Genomic DNA, 16,916 nt, shown 5'->3' with positions numbered 1-16,916 from the left:
GCTAAGCTCCTTCTCTCTTGACATAAACTTTCGCGCCTTGTACACGAACAACTGTTACCAATTCTCCACTTGAAATCATTTCAGCAGTACTAATTACCTCGTAGGTGTCCTCACCGAACTTCGCTCGTCCGACTGGTCTTAAATCAGAAATCACAAGTCCGTTTGTATTCACTAAGAAACTATAGTCTTTTTCACTTGAATAGCCTTTTTCATTAGACATCGCTTCATTAAGCACGAAGCCAGGGCTGATATTTAAGTCCTTCCCGCTCTTTAAGAAATAGACAATGACAATAAAAGCTACAGCTATTGATCCAAGCACTAGATAGACTAATTGTGTGAAGTCACCAGTCTTTAAGTAAATCGACAATACCATCGCTAGAAAACCAATAATTCCAATTACACCGAAATCTGGCACATACAACTCAACAATAAGTAGGCTAATGCCAAGTAAGAATACTAAAAAGATACTCACATCAATTTGCGGTACGCCGAAATAAACACCGAAACTAATGATTGAAGCTGTAATATAAAATAGCTTTGGGTTTAAAAACAAAGCCATTGATAATAAAGCTACACCGATTAGTAGCAAGATCCACATTTAACTCGTCCCCCTTTCTTAATCTTATTATAACATTCTTAAAGTTTAAACCAAAAGAAAAACACACCACTCCCAGTATAAAACCAAGTAATAGTGTGTTAAGTTTAATGATATTAGGTCATATTTTGGTCTTTGAAGTCTTTAATATACTGTTTAATATATTCTAAATCCCCCGTTTGATCGGTTTTATCTGTTTGAAAACTTTTCGCTTTCTCCCGTTGTTTAACGTCATTTTTAAGTAACTTATAAAGGGCTGAAGCTAAAGGTACAGAAATAATCATCCCTGGAATTCCCATTAAACCTCCACCAATTGTGACGGCGACTAATACGAATAGACCTGGAAGTCCAATTGAACCCCCTACAACTTTTGGATAAATGATATTGTTCTCAATTTGCTGAACTACGACAATAAACCCTAAAAAGACTAAAGCTTGTAAGGGAGATTCTACCGCAATTAATAATGCTCCTATAACCGCTGAGAAGTAAGCACCTAGCATTGGAATAATCGCAAAGAAACCTGTTAAGGCACCGATCATTGCGGCGTAAGGGAATCGGAAAATCCACATACCAATCGTTACCATAGCTCCTAAGATAAAAGCTTCCGCGACGACGCCCGTAATGTAATTACGAAACGACTCATCAAATTGGCTGACCACATATTGGAATTTCTCATATTGACGTGGCTTTAAGTATACTTTAATCATACGATCAAATTGATGTGCCAGTTTTTCTTTAGACATCAGCATATAAATTGAAACAATAATTGACAGCACTAAGTTAATGATAATACTCGCGACTGAACCAACCGTAGATAATGTTGTTTCGAGTATACTCGTGGTTAAGTTATTTACGAAAGATACCGCATTTTTGACTGTTGCTGCCCAGTCAATATCAAATTGATCCATTAGAGCAGCTGCTTCAGGGAATAAACGTTCGTAGTCTGTTGACCATTCTTGTATCCCAGCAAACATTGCTGGAATATTCTCGATAACAGTTGCAACAACAGTGACAACTTGAGGCACAACTAAACCAAACACAAGAAAGATCACTAATAAAATGACTAGCATCGATAATAGAATACTAATCGGACGTCTAGATTTTTTGACAAAAACATTCTGAACATTTGGGAAATACCAACGTTCAAATTTAACCATCAAAATATTTAGAACATATGCGATGGCAGCACCTATGACAACTGGTGAAATAATTAACCATAAAATTCCAAGCCAGCTAAATACTTCTTCATATTTCAATACAAATAACACCACTACTGCGATGAATAATATATATTTAATCAGTAATTTATCTAATTTTTGCACCCAAACACCTCCAACACTTCTCGATTCCGAATCGTTTAATTTAATTGTTGAACTTCTTCACGATGTTTCACATCGAGTTTAAGCAATTTATAGATTGCTGAAGCCAACGGTACGCTGACTAACATACCTGGTATACCCGCAAATCCTGCGCCAAGTGTCACTGCTATTAATACCCACATACCAGGTAAACCTATTTTATCTCCAACAATTTTAGGGTAAATAATATTCCCTTCCAATTGTTGGATAATAACAATAAATAATAAGAAAGCAAAACCTTGAATAGGTGACTGAACGGTAATTAGAACAAAACCAATCACGCCTGAAATCCAAGCACCTAACATTGGGATTAAAGCCATTACACCTGTCAACGCTCCAATCATCGTTGCATAAGGGAAACGGAAAATCCACATACCAATCGCAACCATCATCCCAAGAATAAATGCTTCCAAAACTTCTCCCGTTATAAAATGGCTAAATGATTCATCTAAAACAGACAAGACGTAACGGGTTCTTTGATAACGTTTCTCTGGTAAATAAGCTTTCAAGACACGATTACCTTGACGGAGTAATGATTCCTTAGATGACAAGATATAGATTGAGACAATTAAAGATAAGACTAAGTTGATAATAACGGATGCTATCGAGCCGGCCGTAGCAATTGTGGTTTCTACAATGCGTGTTGTCAAGCCATTAATAAAGGCAACTGTGTCTTGTACAATTTGTCCCCAATTCAGTTCAAAGCGATTTAAAATAATGGCTAATTCAGGAAATCTTTGTTCAGAATTAGTAAACCATTCTTGAATCTGATTAAACGCTTTAGGAATGGCTTCGATTAAAGTTGTCAATACGCTTAAAACTTGTGGAATAACTAAACCTAATACAATTAATAATACTAGAATAATCGTTAAGATAGCGAATAGAATACTGATCGGTCTTCTTGATTTAATTGCCCATTTCGAAGTTGATTGCGGAAACCAAATCTTTTCAAATCTCACCATCAGAATATTTAACACATAAGCCATGACTACACCAATTATTATAGGTGATAAAATCTTCAGTATGGTCTGAGCATATCCAAATACTTGTTCATAATTGAATACAACTAAAATGACGACTGCTATAAACAATATATATTTTATGATTAATTTATCTAATTTTCTCATTTTACACCTCCATACATGTAATAAAATATACCACAAAGTAATTAAATAACCTAGTAGAGATAATTTTATATCCATAAAAAAATTGAGCCATCATATTGATGGCTTTTGTCCTGTGAAGAGTTAATAGCTTTAGATTTGAGTAAGTAATTCCAACTATTTGGTTAATCTATTTAAACCTTCTAAACCCCAATAACATCAGAAAACAACGGAGTCGGCCTATATAAATAAAAAAACAGAGAACCATAAGATTCTCTGCCTATTTTAATACTATTCATTTGGTGTAGCTTCAAATTTAAGTTGTCCATCACTTAATTGAACATCAACGATTGAGTTAGGCATGATTTTGCCTTGGATAATTAGTTTAGCTAATGGTGTTTCCACCTCTTTAGTGATAAAGCGCATCAAGGGTCTTGCCCCATAAACTGGATCATAACCATTTTCAGCTAACCATTCGGCAGCTTCTTGTTCTAATTTCAATTCGATATCTTGATAGCTGAGTCGAGTTTGTAATTGAGCTAACATTTTGTATACGATTTGGCTCATATGCTGACGAGACAACGGAGTAAACATCACGATATCATCAATTCTGTTTAAAAACTCTGGTTTAAAGTGTTGCTTCAATAGTGTTCTAACTTGTTGTTGAGTGCTTTCCTCAATATGACCTTCATCATTAACCCCCTCTAATAATAGATGCGAGCCGATGTTACTTGTCATAATCAAGACAGTATTCTTGAAGTCAACTATACGACCTTTAGAATCTGTTAGGCGTCCATCATCCAATACTTGTAACAGGACATTGAACACATCCGGATGAGCCTTCTCGATTTCATCAAGTAAAACAATTGAGTATGGATTGCGACGAACAGCTTCTGTTAATTGCCCACCCTCTTCATAGCCAATATATCCTGGAGGCGCCCCAATTAATCGAGACACATTATGCTTCTCCATGTACTCAGACATATCAAGTCGTACCATGTGATGTTCATCGTCAAACAGTACTTCAGCTAAAGATTTAGCTAATTCCGTTTTACCTACACCCGTAGGACCTAAGAATAGGAAAGAACCTATTGGACGATTCGGATTCTGCAAGCCTGCTCTAGAACGTAAAACAGCTTCAGTAACTTTTTCCACTGCTTCATCTTGCCCTACTACTCGTTGATGGAGCGTTTCATCTAAACGTAATAATTTTTCACGTTCACCTTCAACTAGACGCGTCACTGGAATACCTGTTAATCGCCCTACCACACGTGCAATTTCTTCATCTGTCACACTTTCTTGTGTTAAACGCACCGCGTCATTATTCGCTTCTGTTTCTTCTAATTCTTTTAATTCTTTTTCTAATGCTGGAATGCGTCCATGTCGTAATTCAGCTGCTTTCTCTAAGTCGTAATCTGTTTCAGCTTCTTCTAACGCTCGACGCGCATCATCCAAAGCTTGACGTTTATCACGAATTTCATTCATCGCTTCTTTTTCAACTTCCCAACGAAGTTTCAACGCATTGGCTTCTTCTCTAAGTTCAGCTAATTCCTCTTGAATTAATTCTAATCGTTTACGGCTAGCATCGTCACTTTCTTTTTTCAAAGCAGCTTCTTCAATTTCTAACTGCATTAAACGACGGGTTACAGTATCCATTTCTGTCGGCATTGAGTTCATTTCGACACGAATTGTCGCACAAGCCTCATCCACCAAGTCAATAGCTTTATCCGGTAAAAATCTATCTGTAATATAACGGTCAGAAAGAGTGGCGGCTGCAACTAAGGCATTATCATGAATATTTACCCCATGATGAATTTCATAACGTTCTTTCAAACCACGTAAGATACTAATTGTATCTTCAACCGTTGGCTCTTGAACAATGACTCTTTGGAATCGTCTTTCTAGCGCCTTGTCTTTTTCAATGTTCTCACGGTACTCATCTAAAGTAGTTGCCCCAATACAGTGCAATTCACCACGGGCTAACATAGGTTTCAGAATATTTCCGGCATCCATTGAACCTTCTGTTTTACCAGCACCAACAATCGTATGAATTTCATCAATAAAGAGCAGAATACGTCCTTCTGATTGTTTTACTTCTTTCAATACTGCTTTCAACCGTTCTTCAAATTCACCACGATATTTAGCACCTGCAATTAAGGCCCCCATATCTAAACTATAAATTTCTTTATCTTTTAAATTATCTGGCACATCTTTACGTACAATACGGTGAGCTAAACCTTCTACGATGGCAGTTTTACCAACCCCAGGTTCACCAATTAATACCGGATTGTTTTTTGATTTACGTGACAGAATACGAACAACATCTCGAATTTCTTCATCTCGACCAATCACTGGATCTAATTTATTTTGTTTAACTGCTTCGTTTAAATTCGTTGCATATTTGGCTAGTGATTCATAAGTTTCTTCTTGATTTGCTGATGTCACACGCTCGCCTCCTCTCAAATCATTAATTCTATCTTCTAATTGTTTGCGATTTAGTCCATTGTCGACTAAAAATTTCGTTAACGGATTATTTTTTTGATCAAATAAAGCTAACATAAACACTTCGGTTGCCAAGTATTCGTCTTGATATTGTTGTGCTATTTTATTAGCCGCTGCCAATAATTGTTGGAATCTTTGGCTAAACTGTTGTCCGTATTGTACATTACCGCCAGACACTGAAGGTAATACATCAATTTCTTTTTCAATCAGTTGCTTAAAATTATCAATTGGTACATTTAGTTCATCGTATAATTGATAAGCAAAATGGTCAGGCTGCAGAAAAACATGCCACAAATGTGGAATATCAATCTGTTGATGTTGTCGCGTCACTGCAATCTGCTGCGCTTCAGCTATCGCACTTTGCATTGTTGTCGTAAATTTATCTATCATTATTTCACAACCTTTCATTTTTTGTTCTTCTTTTAGTCAAAAAAGGTCAATTAATTTCACCCGAAATAATAGCTCGATTCATGAGCTTAATTAAATTATATACCCTTGGTCAGAAAAGGTCAATGAATAATTATTAAGAAAACCTTACTTTTTTTCAAAATAAGGTTTTAAAATCGAAAGTTAAAAATTTAATTCATCTCGATCACTTTCTTTAGCTACATTGCGCCAGTCTAAAAAGCCAGCATCGAGTCCTCTTAATAACATCTCAGCCGAACTCATATTGGTCGCTAGCGGGATTTCATAGACATCACATAAGCGTAATAAGGCAGAAATATCCGGTTCATGAGCCTGCGGTGTTAAGGGATCGCGAAGGAAACAAACCATATCGATTTTATTATCTGAAATATAAGCACCGATTTGTTGATCTCCGCCTAATGGTCCAGATTTAAAGCGATGAATATCTAAGCCAGTAGCATCGATAATTCTACCACCCGTAGTCCCTGTCGCAAACAATCTGTGTTTTGCTAAAACATCTTTATATGCTGTCGCCAACTTGACGATGTCATCTTTTTTCTTATCATGTGCAATTAACGCAATATTCATGGGTCACCTCAGTTTTTTATTGATATCTCTATCTAACCACAGTTCACAAAAAGTCGCAATCAAAAATGAATAGGCTTTCAAAATATTCAAAAAAAAACACCATGCGCTTTTTGGGCTGTTAAGGGCATGATGTTTTTAAGTAGACTAGCAATCGTCTTGGACTGAATTCATTATATATAACTAGTAGATTGAAAAAGAGGTTATTTAACATACGATTTATGTGGTGGTTCGTATGGATTGCTAGAATACCAGAGCTCTTTCAACTCCATTGATAATATAACACCCAATTATTAATTCATTGTTAACTAATCGGATATTTTTGCTGTTCGTATTTTGGCAGAGAATTTGATAGAATATTAGGGTAATTATACAAGGAGGTTCTGCTTTGATTTTAACTGAAGCTTTAGAAAAATATTTCGGCTATGGGGATTTTCGTCCGGGACAAGCTGATATTGTTTCTGCGTTAATGGATGACCGTGACGTACTAGGTGTGTTACCGACCGGTGGCGGAAAGTCAATCTGTTATCAATTGCCTGCCTTGCTAAAGCCAGGTTTAACATTGGTCATTTCTCCCCTGATTTCTCTCATGCATGACCAAATCGACTCATTAAAACAACATGGTATTGCAGCTGAATATATTAATTCATCTTTAAGCCAACAAGAATATGCGGAAATTCGTTATCGTTTGAGACGTGGCGATTTGAAGTTATTGTATGTGGCACCTGAACGTTTAGAAAATTCTTTTTTCTTAGAAGAATTATCGCAACTTTCATTATCAATGATCGCGGTTGATGAAGCTCACTGTGTGTCACAATGGGGACATGACTTTAGACAAAGCTATCGTCAAATTAGTCAATTTATTGACGCGCTGCCTCAGCGCCCTACGATTGCTGCTTTCACAGCAACTGCGACTGAGTTGGTGCGTAAGGATATCGTTGACCAACTTTCACTTGAAACACCCTCGATCTTTATTAATTCGTTTGATCGACCTAACATCAAATTTACCGTAAAGGAACCTTCTGATAAAATGTCAGAACTGCGTGCTTATTTAGACGATTCTGATGAAGCTGTGATTATCTATGCGCAAACACGCAAAAACGTTGATCAAATTCATGAGCATTTGAAAAATCGCCATTTTTCTGTAGCTAAATATCATGCTGGTTTATCTGCAGATGCTAGAGGTAAGGCGCAAGATGATTTCATATATGACCGTGTTAGAATAATGGTGGCTACCAATGCATTCGGAATGGGAATTGACAAAACCGATGTGCGGAAAGTGATTCACTATAATATGCCGACCGACTTGGAGGGTTATTATCAAGAGGCCGGTCGTGCGGGGCGAGATGGCTTAGAATCTGAAGCGATTCTCCTCTTTGGCCGTCAAGATATTGTTTCAAGTAAATTCTTAATTGAGAATAGCCAAGACCCAAGTAGCATACCTAGACTCGAAACAATGATTCAGTATGCAAATCATACACGTTGTCTTCGCCGCTTTATTCTGAACTATTTCGGTGAGGTAACCTCTCAAGATTGCATGAACTGTTCAAGTTGTTTAAGTGAATTTACGACGATTGATGTGACGCGTGAAGCTCAAATGGTTCTGTCCTGTATCATCCGAATGAAACATGGCTTTGGCATGACGATGGTGACCAATGTTCTCAGAGGAAGCAAGGATAAAAAGGTGTTGGAATGGTCTTTCGAAGAGTTATCGACTTATGGCCTTCTGAAACATCAATCCGAAACATTCGTCAAGAATGTTATTTCGTTATTATTAGCCAATCATTATCTTGCCTTAAATCAACATAAAGGGTTAGAAGTAACCAACAAGTCTGAGGAATTACTCAAAGGTCAAGCTACACTAATGATGAAGGAACAAAAAGCCTCTGCAAGAAACAACTCAAAACGTAATGTGTTTGTGACTATTTCAGCAGAAGATCCTGAGCTATATGAAGCTTTGCGCTTGCACCGAAACGAGTTAGCCCGAGAAGCTGGTATGCCTTCTTATATTATCTTAAACAATAAAAGTTTAGTTGACATGGCGAATAAGCAACCGACAACTTATGTTGAATTTCTAGAAGTAGATGGTGTGGGAACTGTTAAGGCTAATAATTATTGGGAAAGTTTCACAGAAGTGATTAGAGAATTCCAAAATAAATAAACTTAGTTTTATTTTAAAACAATCAATTGAAAAAGAACGCTGCCCAAGCAAATCGGGTGACGTTCTTTTTTTATTTTTTAAGTTAACCTGTAAAACCAAGTGCAATTCTAGCGTAGCGACTCATGCGATCTGGTTGCCAAGGTGGATAGAAAGATAGCTCCACCTCAACTTCGTCCACTTCTTCCAATGATTTAACTGCTTTATCAACCTCGTCAAAAATGATATCGGCTAACGGACAAGCTGGTGTCGTTAAAGTCATCAAAACATACGCAATATTCTGCTCGCGATATTCTACTTGATAGACAAGACCTAAGTTGACAATATCGATTCCCAATTCTGGGTCAATAACAAGTTCTAATTGTTCAAGAATGCGTTCATTCATGATTTGTTGCTCAGTAGGTAATTCGTTAAGTGAATCAGACATGGATAAACCTCCAATTATTATTCTTTAAAGTTTACTTTAACATATTTAGGCTTTAAATTATAGTATGCAGTTGGTCACTAGCATAGATTCTGATATAATCAAAAAGACTAGAAAAAAGGAGAATGATTATGCAACAACATTTAATTGCCATAGATTTAGATGGCACCACTTTAAACAACAAATCACAGTTAAGCCCTTTAACAATCCAAACTTTACGTTTAATTAGTGAACAAGGACACCTTGTCTCAATTGTTACGGGTCGTCCTTTCCGTACAAGTTCAAGCTTTTACCGCCAATTAAATATTGCCGCACCTATGGTGAATTTCAATGGCGCTTTATGTCATTTTCCTGGCAATCCTAATTGGCTAGCAGCTTATCATCAAGACCTAGACCGTGAGATTGCCTTTGAATTATTTGCGAATCAAGAAGAATTGGAAATCGATTTATTAATGGCTGAAGGTCGCGATCGTTTATTCACGAGTTCAATGAACTTGCCTGACAGCCCCTACTATCCAGCCGATGTTTCAGATATTGATAAATTGTCGCGTGAATCCTTAACCTATAATCCTACTGCTCTGACCATCTTTTCAACTGAAGAAAAACAACCGGTTATTGAACGGAATATTAATCAACACTACGGAGATTTCGTATCAGTTAGAACTTGGGGTGGTGACTTCCCAGTATTGGAAGTTGTACAAAAAGGAATCAATAAAGCAGTAGGTGTTGAAACAATCGCAAAGTTTTATCGCATTCCTAAATCAGCGATTGTTGCGTTTGGTGATGAAGAAAACGACTTAGAAATGTTGGCTTATGCTGGACGTGGCGTTGTCATGAAAAATGGACGCGATTCGGTTAAAGCAATCGCTGACGAAGAAACTAAATTTTCAAATGATCAAGATGGCTTAGCCAAACATTTAATTGAATTATTTGAACTTGATATTTAATCGATGGTTATTATTAGACATATCATAAAAAAAGGTCTGAAACTTGTTTAAATGCAAGCTTCAGACCTTTTCTAATTTTCGTTAGTGTTTGTGGTTTCAAGTTCAATTTGTGCGACTTCTTTACGTAGTGATTTCTGTTGATCACGAGACAAGAAACGCCCTGAAACTTTCAACGATTGAATAATATTAACAAAGGCATTTGGATCTGCTTCCGCAACCGCAATTTGTAAATCATGAATTTCATAACGGTTTATAACTACCATTACTACATCGCGCTTATCTTTTGAGTAACCACCCTGTCCTTCAAGAATGGTCGCACCACGAACAATTTTATTAAAAATTGATGCCATGACTTCTTCCGTTTGATTCGTCACAATGAAAGTTGTTAGTACTTGTTCATTCGTATGAATACTATCGACAACACGAGAACTTACATAAATTGAAATCAACGTGTATAGAGCGTATTCCCATCCAAAAAGCAAACCAGCAGCTGCCATGATAAATAAGTTGATAATAAAAGATAAAGACCCTACGTTCATGCCAGTCATTCTTGAGATGACGATGGAAATAATGTCGGTTCCACCCGTCGACATCCCGACTTTAATGGTTACGCCGACGCCTAAACCTGAAACAACCCCACCCGTTATCGCATTAAGTAGTGGATTCTCTGAAATACCGCCTACTGGAAATAAATTAGCTGAGATTGAAATCCCTGCTACGACAATTAATGTCATAAATGTAAAGTTTTTACCTAAACGGTAGTAACTCAAAATCAACAAAGGTACATTTAGAATAAAGTTTAACGTACCAGTTGTTAAAAATGCAGCAAATTGGGTTTGATTCGTAAAAACAGTAAGCAACTGGGCAATCCCTGTCACACCACTACTGTAAATATTACCTGGTATTAAAAAAACATTTAAAGCAAAACCAAAACAAATCGAAGCGAAAATCGCAGCTGCAATTTGTAAAACCGTGTTGGCCCATGGTTTCTCAGAAATAATCCGATTTAGCACACTAATAGCTCCTCTATCATAAAATTATTGTTGACGGAGGCTAATTTCTTTTAGCTGATTCTCCTAGTTCTGATACTAATTGCGGTTGTAATCCTTTCGCAATTGCAGATCCTAGTACAATAGTATCATAAAGTGGTCTTGGATCAGTACCAATACGCAACAATGAACGTAAGAAAATTTCGCCGTCCCCTGCTAAGAATAAACCATAGTATCCAGTCTTCATTTCATTCAATTCATTAATTACTTCTAAAGCACGTCCACGAGCATTATAATCGCGTAACATGTGGATGTGACGGTAAATTACTTGCGCATCGCTATAATCTTTGTCTGTATTCTGAATAATAACTTCTACAACTAAAGCTGTCTCTTTCGTAACTCTAAATTGAAAGCGGTAAAGATGGTGTCCGTTTTCAATTTCTTTGTAAGCTGATGGCAATTTTTTTTCATTTAATAAAGCTTCAAAATCTTGTTTAAACTGTGACATGTAACTACCCCATTCTCAACATTTTTCTGGACCAAAATATGTCCATATCTAGTATAACAAATTTAAGTTTATTATTGAAATCTTTCTCAAAATTATCTATATAAGCTAGATTTATAATCATATTTAAAAACAAATGTTATCGGTAACATTGATTTGTGTTATCATAGGATTATGAAATTACAATGAGAGATTAACTATTTAATATTTAATAAAGGAGTTTTAATTCAATGACTCGAAAACAAACACAACAACAGCTCGAAAAAAATTTAGAGAACTTAGTCGAAATCATTAATTTAGAAGCTATTCAACAGTTGCCAAAAGCTACAGAACATTTTATTAGTGATTTGCATGGAGAATTCGAGGCCTTCGATCATATTCTACGTAACTGCTCAGGTGTTATTAGCTTGAAAGTTAAAGATTTATTCGACGGTATCTTAAGCGAGGAACAACAACAAGAACTCTGTTTCTATATTTACTATCCTGAAGACTTACTCGCCAATTTGGAGAAAACTAATCAAGAGTGGTATAAACTTTTGGATGAATTGGTTCAATTGACACGTTTCGTTTCAACCAAATATACTCGTTCAAAAGTCCGTAAAGCCTTACCTAAGTATTTTGCCTATATTTTAGAGGAACTATTATACAAATATGATGAAACTGAAAATAAGGAGCAATACTATAATTCGATTTATGTGACGATTGTTGACTTAAACCTTGCGAACGATTTTGCGATTGTTCTTGCTAATTTAATTCAACGATTCGTAGTGGATCACCTGCATGTCTTGGGCGATATCTATGACCGTGGGCCAGATCCTGACAAAATTATGGACCGTTTGATGGAGGTCCCTTCTTTAGATATTCAACTAGGAAACCACGATTTAATATGGATTGGTGCTTTTAGCGGTTCCATCCCCTGCTTGTGTAACGTTCTGCGAATTACGCTGCGATACGGACACACTGCTTTAATGGAAAAATACGGCATTGATTTAGCGCGCTTAGCTAAATATGGCGAGCGCTATTATGACGATAACAAAGCTTTCCGTCCGCGTGGCGATAACCAAGAATTAACTGAAGAAGAAATTCTTGATATCACTCGCATGCATCAGGCTATTTCGATTATGCAATTTAAAGTTGAAGGCGAAACAATTAAGCGTCGTCCTGAATTTAAAATGGAAGATCGTTTACTATTCAGTAAATTATCTGAAAATCGTCAAACTTTAATCATCGATGGTAAGGAATACCCTTTAAGTAACACTTGTTTCCAAAAAGTTTATGAAGAAGATCCTTACGAATTAACGCTAGGCGAAGAGTTAGTCTTGAGAGATTTATTGCATCAATTTCAAACTTCTGAAAAACTACAACGCCATATTGCGTTTCTAGTGAACGAAGGAACGCTTTATCAAACTTATAATGGTAACTTATTATTTCATGGTTGTATTCCATGCGATCAAAACGGAGAATTTCTAGAGATTACTTTAGAAGGACAACAATATAGTGGGCGTGCTTTAATGGATTATTTCGCTAATTGTATTCATAAAGCGTACGATAATCCTAATACGCATGACGATTTTGCGACAGATGTTGTTTGGTACTTATGGTGTGGGGAAGCTTCAAACTTATTCGGAAAGAAAACAATGAAAACATTTGAGCGTTATTTCTCAGATGACAAAGAATTACATCACGAAGCTAAAAATCCCTACTATGAATTGCGTAATCAAGAGGCTTTCTGTATTAAGCTATTAAATGAGTTTGGCTTAAGCGACGAAGGTTACATAATAAATGGTCATACACCTGTGAAAACGCTGAAAGGCGAATTGCCAATTAAAGCTAATGGTAAAATGTTAGTCATCGATGGCGGTTTAGCTAAACCCTATCAAAAGGAAACGGGTATTGCAGGTTATACTCTGGTCGATAATTCTCACGAGACTTACTTGGTTGCGCATCATGCCTTTACGACTAAAGAAGATGCGATTGCAAACTATCGAGATATTCTGCCAACTAAAGAGGTTGTGACGAAGCGTAGTCGTCGTGCGCAGGTGCTGCATACTGATATAGGAAGCAGTCTTGTTCAACAAGCAAACCGTCTGCGTTATGCTTCTGGCTTTGGTGATCGACCTAGTGTGTAGGGAGAAATGAGTCGCTTGCTTACAAGAAAAGTCTTTTGGGATAAATCAAACAAAAAAAACTGGCTCTTTTACGAGAACCAGTTTTTTGTTTGACAATATATTACTTTCCACCATAATTCATATTGCCACCTCTAATACCCATTTTCACGACCTCTGGTTTACTAGGGTTAACTTCTAAATTGATTAATTCACGTTTTTTTTCTAGGCCATCAACTATTGTAATTAAGTATTTGCGAGTCAGTTTACCATTTACTCCTAGTGAGTAATGGTTTAATTCTTGTGAGAATTTCGTAGGATCTCTCTCTTCCCTATAGCCCTTGATAATTTCAAATTCTTCAATTAATTCAATTTCTTCAATGTTTTGATTTTTTTCGATTCTGCTATTTATTACAGTTTCTTTGGTAAATAACGGCTGATTATCAAGCCATGGTTTGGATTTGCATCATATTTTGACCTTTTTGTTTAATGTTATTATACCAACGTTTACAAGGTGTTTATGGAATTCATTGCGGTTTCTATTGCGATTTCACATACTTTTCAACCAAATATCACCTAATTTCACCGAATCAGCTCGTTTTTACCTAAAAATCTTTATAAAAATTATCTAAGGGGTCGGTCGTCAGATTGGCCTCTTTTTTGCTCGATTATTTACTCCCAAAATTTTAAATCTAAAAAAATCTTATATAGCTCTTTCATCCGTGCTTCTACTGTGGGAGTATACGTCCGTGTTCGACGCTTTGAACTGTCATACGATCGGGTTAAGACCAGCTGTTCAGTCGCGTCCTCCACTTCCTGTTCACTCTTACTGGAAACTAAAGCGTCCATCCCTTCCTTATATCGGTCGCAAATAGCTTTCACCGTCTTGCGATCAATTCCTAACTCTCTTGCGATATGCCGATACGATTCCCCTTGACGATGTCTTGAGATGACATCAAATTGTTTCATTCTCCTAATCACGCCTTCTGCCTCCATCCATTTAATCATGTATGATAAGCATAAAAATAAGTGGTCCCATTTTCAACAGCAATTCGCCGAATAATGGACCACTTTTAAAATACAACAAACAGATGGATGCTTTAATCGAAATCATTAACCTTGAAGCCATCCAACAATTACCGAAAGCTACTGAACACTTCATCAGTGATTTACACGGTGAATTTGAAGCCTTTGACCATATATTACGTAACTGCTCAGGCGTCATTAGTTTAAAAGTAAATGAACTATTTGATACTCAACTGACTGAAGCAGAACAAAAGGAACTTTGTTTTTACATATATTACCCTGAAGATTTATTAGCCACTGTTGAAAAAAGCAATGCCGAATGGTATCAATTACTCGACCAGCTGGTCAAAGTGACCCGCTTTGTTTCGACCAAATATACCCGTTCCAAAGTTCGTAAGGCCCTACCAGAGGCTTTTGCCTATATTCTGGAGGAATTACTCTATCAATACGACGAGGAAGATAGTAAGGAAGACTATTATAAATCAATCTATGTCACGATTGTTGATTTAGAGTTGGCCGATTATTTTGCGATAGTGCTAGCCAATTTTATTCAGCGCTTTGTGGTCGACCACCTACACGTCTTAGGTGATATTTACGACCGTGGCCCGGATCCTGATAAAATTATCGATAAATTAATGGACGTTCCTTCATTAGATATACAATTAGGAAACCATGACTTAATCTGGACCGGTGCCTACAGTGGCTCGATCGCCTGTTTATGTAACGTCCTACGGATTACTTTACGTTACGGACACACAGAATTAATGACAAAATACGGCATTGACCTAGCTAGACTAGCCAAATACGGCGAGCGCTATTATCAAGATAACTCGGCCTTTCGTCCTAAAGGTGATCAATCTGATTTATCTGAACAAGACATTTTAGATATCACCCGTATGCACCAAGCCATCTCGATTATGCAATTCAAAGTCGAAGGTGAAATTATTAAGCGACGTCCTGAATTTAATATGGAAAGTCGTCTACTATTCGACCAATTGTCTGAAGACCGCCAAATACTAACAGTTGATGGCAAAGACTACCCGCTTGAGAATACTTGCTTCCAGAAAGTTTATGAGGAGAACCCTTATGAATTAACGCTCGGTGAAGAATTAGTCTTGCGTGATCTAGTTCATCAATTCCAAAGTTCTGAAAATCTTAAAAAGCATATCGATTTTCTAGTCAAAAAAGGTACCCTCTATTTAACTTATAACGACAACCTACTCTTCCACGGCTGCATCCCTTGTACGCCCGCAGGTGAGTTTTTAGAAGTGACTTTCGAAGGTCAGACATTTAAGGGGCGCGCTTTTATGGATTATTTCGCTCAAGCGATTCATAAGGCTTATAATCAAATTACGGTCTATGATGATTTCGCCACTGATATCGTTTGGTATTTATGGTGTGGTGAAGCTTCAAACTTATTTGGCAAGAAAACGATGAAAACTTTCGAGCGTTATTTCTCCAAGGACAAAGAACTCCATCATGAAGCCAAAAATGCTTATTATGATTTGCGTTCTGATGAAGCGTTCTGTATTAAATTATTGAAAGAATTTGGCTTGGCAGATAGTGGTTATATTATCAATGGTCACACGCCGGTCAAAACGATTAAAGGCGAGCTGCCAATTAAAGCTAATGGTAAGATGTTGGTGATTGATGGCGGTTTAGCTAAGCCCTATCAAAAGGAAACTGGGATTGCCGGTTATACCCTCGTTGATAATTCCCATGAAGTTTATTTGGTAGCCCATCAGCCATTCACGACTAAGCAGGATGCAATCGACAATCACCGCGATATTCTGCCTACACAAGAAATTGTAATGGTCAGAACTAAGCGTGCCCAAGTATTGAATACTGATATTGGACGATCGCTGGTTCAACAAGCCAATCATTTAAGATTTGCGAATGAGCACAGGGAAAGACCGGGGATGGGTGAGGAGAAAGTTAAAGAGAGCCTCAGTTTTTACTGAGGCTCTCTTTTTGGGCTGTAAAATTTTGAGTGTTGGTGACCTAAAAAGTCAAAGTGAGTCATCACTTTGGCTTTTTTTCATGGAGTCTTATAGTCGAATAATCATTAGATATTAAGCTGCGGTTACTTCATCTGAAAAGTATAAGGGGCGAATCGGTTTGTTAGATCTAGCGAGTAACTTTTGACTTAGAAAGACACGCGCACGTAAATGTTCAAAGTTTCGATAACCAAAACCACTTCGCTTGATTGTTTTA

General features: G+C 37.0%; 14 protein-coding genes. 4 read left to right on the top strand and 10 right to left on the bottom strand.

Annotated features, from left to right (window positions below; translation table 11 throughout):
• Nucleotide 1: 1 nt before the first annotated feature.
• From GF867_RS10595 to GF867_RS10575, 5 genes are all read right to left on the bottom strand, one after another.
• Nucleotides 2-598: an NfeD family protein gene (locus GF867_RS10595; protein ID WP_153833081.1), complete on the bottom strand. Its 597-nt coding sequence runs from the start codon at nucleotides 596-598 to the stop codon at nucleotides 2-4.
• A 113-nt stretch (nucleotides 599-711) separates the two neighbouring features.
• Nucleotides 712-1,917, bottom strand: coding sequence for an AI-2E family transporter (locus GF867_RS10590; RefSeq protein ID WP_153833080.1), 1,206 nt, complete (start codon nucleotides 1,915-1,917; stop codon nucleotides 712-714).
• 35 nt (nucleotides 1,918-1,952) lie between these two features.
• Complete coding sequence (locus GF867_RS10585; RefSeq protein ID WP_153833079.1) at nucleotides 1,953-3,080, bottom strand: AI-2E family transporter; 1,128 nt, start codon at nucleotides 3,078-3,080, stop codon at nucleotides 1,953-1,955.
• Nucleotides 3,081-3,347: 267 nt separating this feature from the next.
• Nucleotides 3,348-5,951: an ATP-dependent chaperone ClpB gene (clpB, locus tag GF867_RS10580; RefSeq protein ID WP_366927820.1), complete on the bottom strand. Its 2,604-nt coding sequence runs from the start codon at nucleotides 5,949-5,951 to the stop codon at nucleotides 3,348-3,350.
• 177 nt (nucleotides 5,952-6,128) lie between these two features.
• On the bottom strand, nucleotides 6,129-6,551 hold the full coding sequence (locus tag GF867_RS10575) for a methylglyoxal synthase (RefSeq protein WP_153833077.1): 423 nt from the start codon (nucleotides 6,549-6,551) through the stop codon (nucleotides 6,129-6,131).
• A 385-nt stretch (nucleotides 6,552-6,936) separates the two neighbouring features.
• On the opposite strand from GF867_RS10575, the gene recQ reads away from it, so the two are divergent.
• A complete protein-coding gene (gene recQ, locus GF867_RS10570; RefSeq protein ID WP_153833076.1) occupies nucleotides 6,937-8,709 on the top strand; it encodes a DNA helicase RecQ in 1,773 nt (590 codons plus the stop codon).
• Nucleotides 8,710-8,791: 82 nt separating this feature from the next.
• Here the strand turns inward: recQ and GF867_RS10565 are convergent, their stop codons facing one another.
• Nucleotides 8,792-9,133: a metal-sulfur cluster assembly factor gene (locus GF867_RS10565; RefSeq protein WP_153833075.1), complete on the bottom strand. Its 342-nt coding sequence runs from the start codon at nucleotides 9,131-9,133 to the stop codon at nucleotides 8,792-8,794.
• A 128-nt stretch (nucleotides 9,134-9,261) separates the two neighbouring features.
• On the opposite strand from GF867_RS10565, the gene GF867_RS10560 reads away from it, so the two are divergent.
• The gene (locus tag GF867_RS10560; protein ID WP_153833074.1) at nucleotides 9,262-10,077 is read left to right on the top strand and encodes a Cof-type HAD-IIB family hydrolase; all 816 of its coding nucleotides are present in this window, start codon (nucleotides 9,262-9,264) and stop codon (nucleotides 10,075-10,077) included.
• Nucleotides 10,078-10,148: 71 nt separating this feature from the next.
• On the opposite strand, the gene GF867_RS14415 is transcribed toward GF867_RS10560, so the two are convergent.
• Nucleotides 10,149-11,090: a YitT family protein gene (locus GF867_RS14415; RefSeq protein WP_366927817.1), complete on the bottom strand. Its 942-nt coding sequence runs from the start codon at nucleotides 11,088-11,090 to the stop codon at nucleotides 10,149-10,151.
• 40 nt (nucleotides 11,091-11,130) lie between these two features.
• Nucleotides 11,131-11,574, bottom strand: a complete 444-nt coding sequence (locus GF867_RS10550) for a hypothetical protein (RefSeq protein ID WP_153833073.1) — start codon at nucleotides 11,572-11,574, stop codon at nucleotides 11,131-11,133.
• 227 nt (nucleotides 11,575-11,801) lie between these two features.
• Here GF867_RS10550 and GF867_RS10545 point away from each other — a divergent pair, with 227 nt between their 5' ends.
• Complete coding sequence (locus tag GF867_RS10545; RefSeq protein ID WP_153833072.1) at nucleotides 11,802-13,700, top strand: fructose-1,6-bisphosphatase; 1,899 nt, start codon at nucleotides 11,802-11,804, stop codon at nucleotides 13,698-13,700.
• Between the two features lie 100 nt (nucleotides 13,701-13,800).
• Here GF867_RS10545 and GF867_RS14410 read toward each other — a convergent pair whose 3' ends face one another.
• Together GF867_RS14410 and GF867_RS10535 are read right to left on the bottom strand one after the other, a co-directional pair.
• Complete coding sequence (locus tag GF867_RS14410) at nucleotides 13,801-14,022, bottom strand: G5 domain-containing protein (protein WP_366927819.1); 222 nt, start codon at nucleotides 14,020-14,022, stop codon at nucleotides 13,801-13,803.
• Nucleotides 14,023-14,348: 326 nt separating this feature from the next.
• Nucleotides 14,349-14,657, bottom strand: a complete 309-nt coding sequence (locus tag GF867_RS10535) for a helix-turn-helix domain-containing protein (RefSeq protein WP_172974014.1) — start codon at nucleotides 14,655-14,657, stop codon at nucleotides 14,349-14,351.
• A gap of 29 nt (nucleotides 14,658-14,686) precedes the next feature.
• Here GF867_RS10535 and GF867_RS10530 point away from each other — a divergent pair, with 29 nt between their 5' ends.
• Complete coding sequence (locus GF867_RS10530; RefSeq protein ID WP_172974013.1) at nucleotides 14,687-16,663, top strand: fructose-1,6-bisphosphatase; 1,977 nt, start codon at nucleotides 14,687-14,689, stop codon at nucleotides 16,661-16,663.
• The last annotated feature ends 253 nt before the right edge of the window (nucleotides 16,664-16,916 follow it).

The sequence above is a fragment of the Fundicoccus ignavus genome, from assembly GCF_009659375.1.
GTDB lineage: Bacteria > Bacillota > Bacilli > Lactobacillales > Aerococcaceae > Fundicoccus > Fundicoccus ignavus.
The sequence above is the reverse complement of the archived record's forward strand: the minus strand, read 5'-3'. Positions and strand labels throughout refer to the sequence as shown.

Coding starts and splice junctions, on each gene's coding strand:
- GF867_RS10595 (WP_153833081.1), bottom strand. CDS start 598: ATGTGGATCTTGCTACTAATCGGTGTAGCTTTATTATCAATGGCTTTG.
- GF867_RS10585 (WP_153833079.1), bottom strand. CDS start 3,080: ATGAGAAAATTAGATAAATTAATCATAAAATATATATTGTTTATAGCA.
- GF867_RS10575 (WP_153833077.1), bottom strand. CDS start 6,551: ATGAATATTGCGTTAATTGCACATGATAAGAAAAAAGATGACATCGTC.
- GF867_RS10565 (WP_153833075.1), bottom strand. CDS start 9,133: ATGTCTGATTCACTTAACGAATTACCTACTGAGCAACAAATCATGAAT.
- GF867_RS10560 (WP_153833074.1), top strand. CDS start 9,262: ATGCAACAACATTTAATTGCCATAGATTTAGATGGCACCACTTTAAAC.
- GF867_RS10550 (WP_153833073.1), bottom strand. CDS start 11,574: ATGTCACAGTTTAAACAAGATTTTGAAGCTTTATTAAATGAAAAAAAA.
- GF867_RS10545 (WP_153833072.1), top strand. CDS start 11,802: ATGACTCGAAAACAAACACAACAACAGCTCGAAAAAAATTTAGAGAAC.
- GF867_RS10530 (WP_172974013.1), top strand. CDS start 14,687: ATGATAAGCATAAAAATAAGTGGTCCCATTTTCAACAGCAATTCGCCG.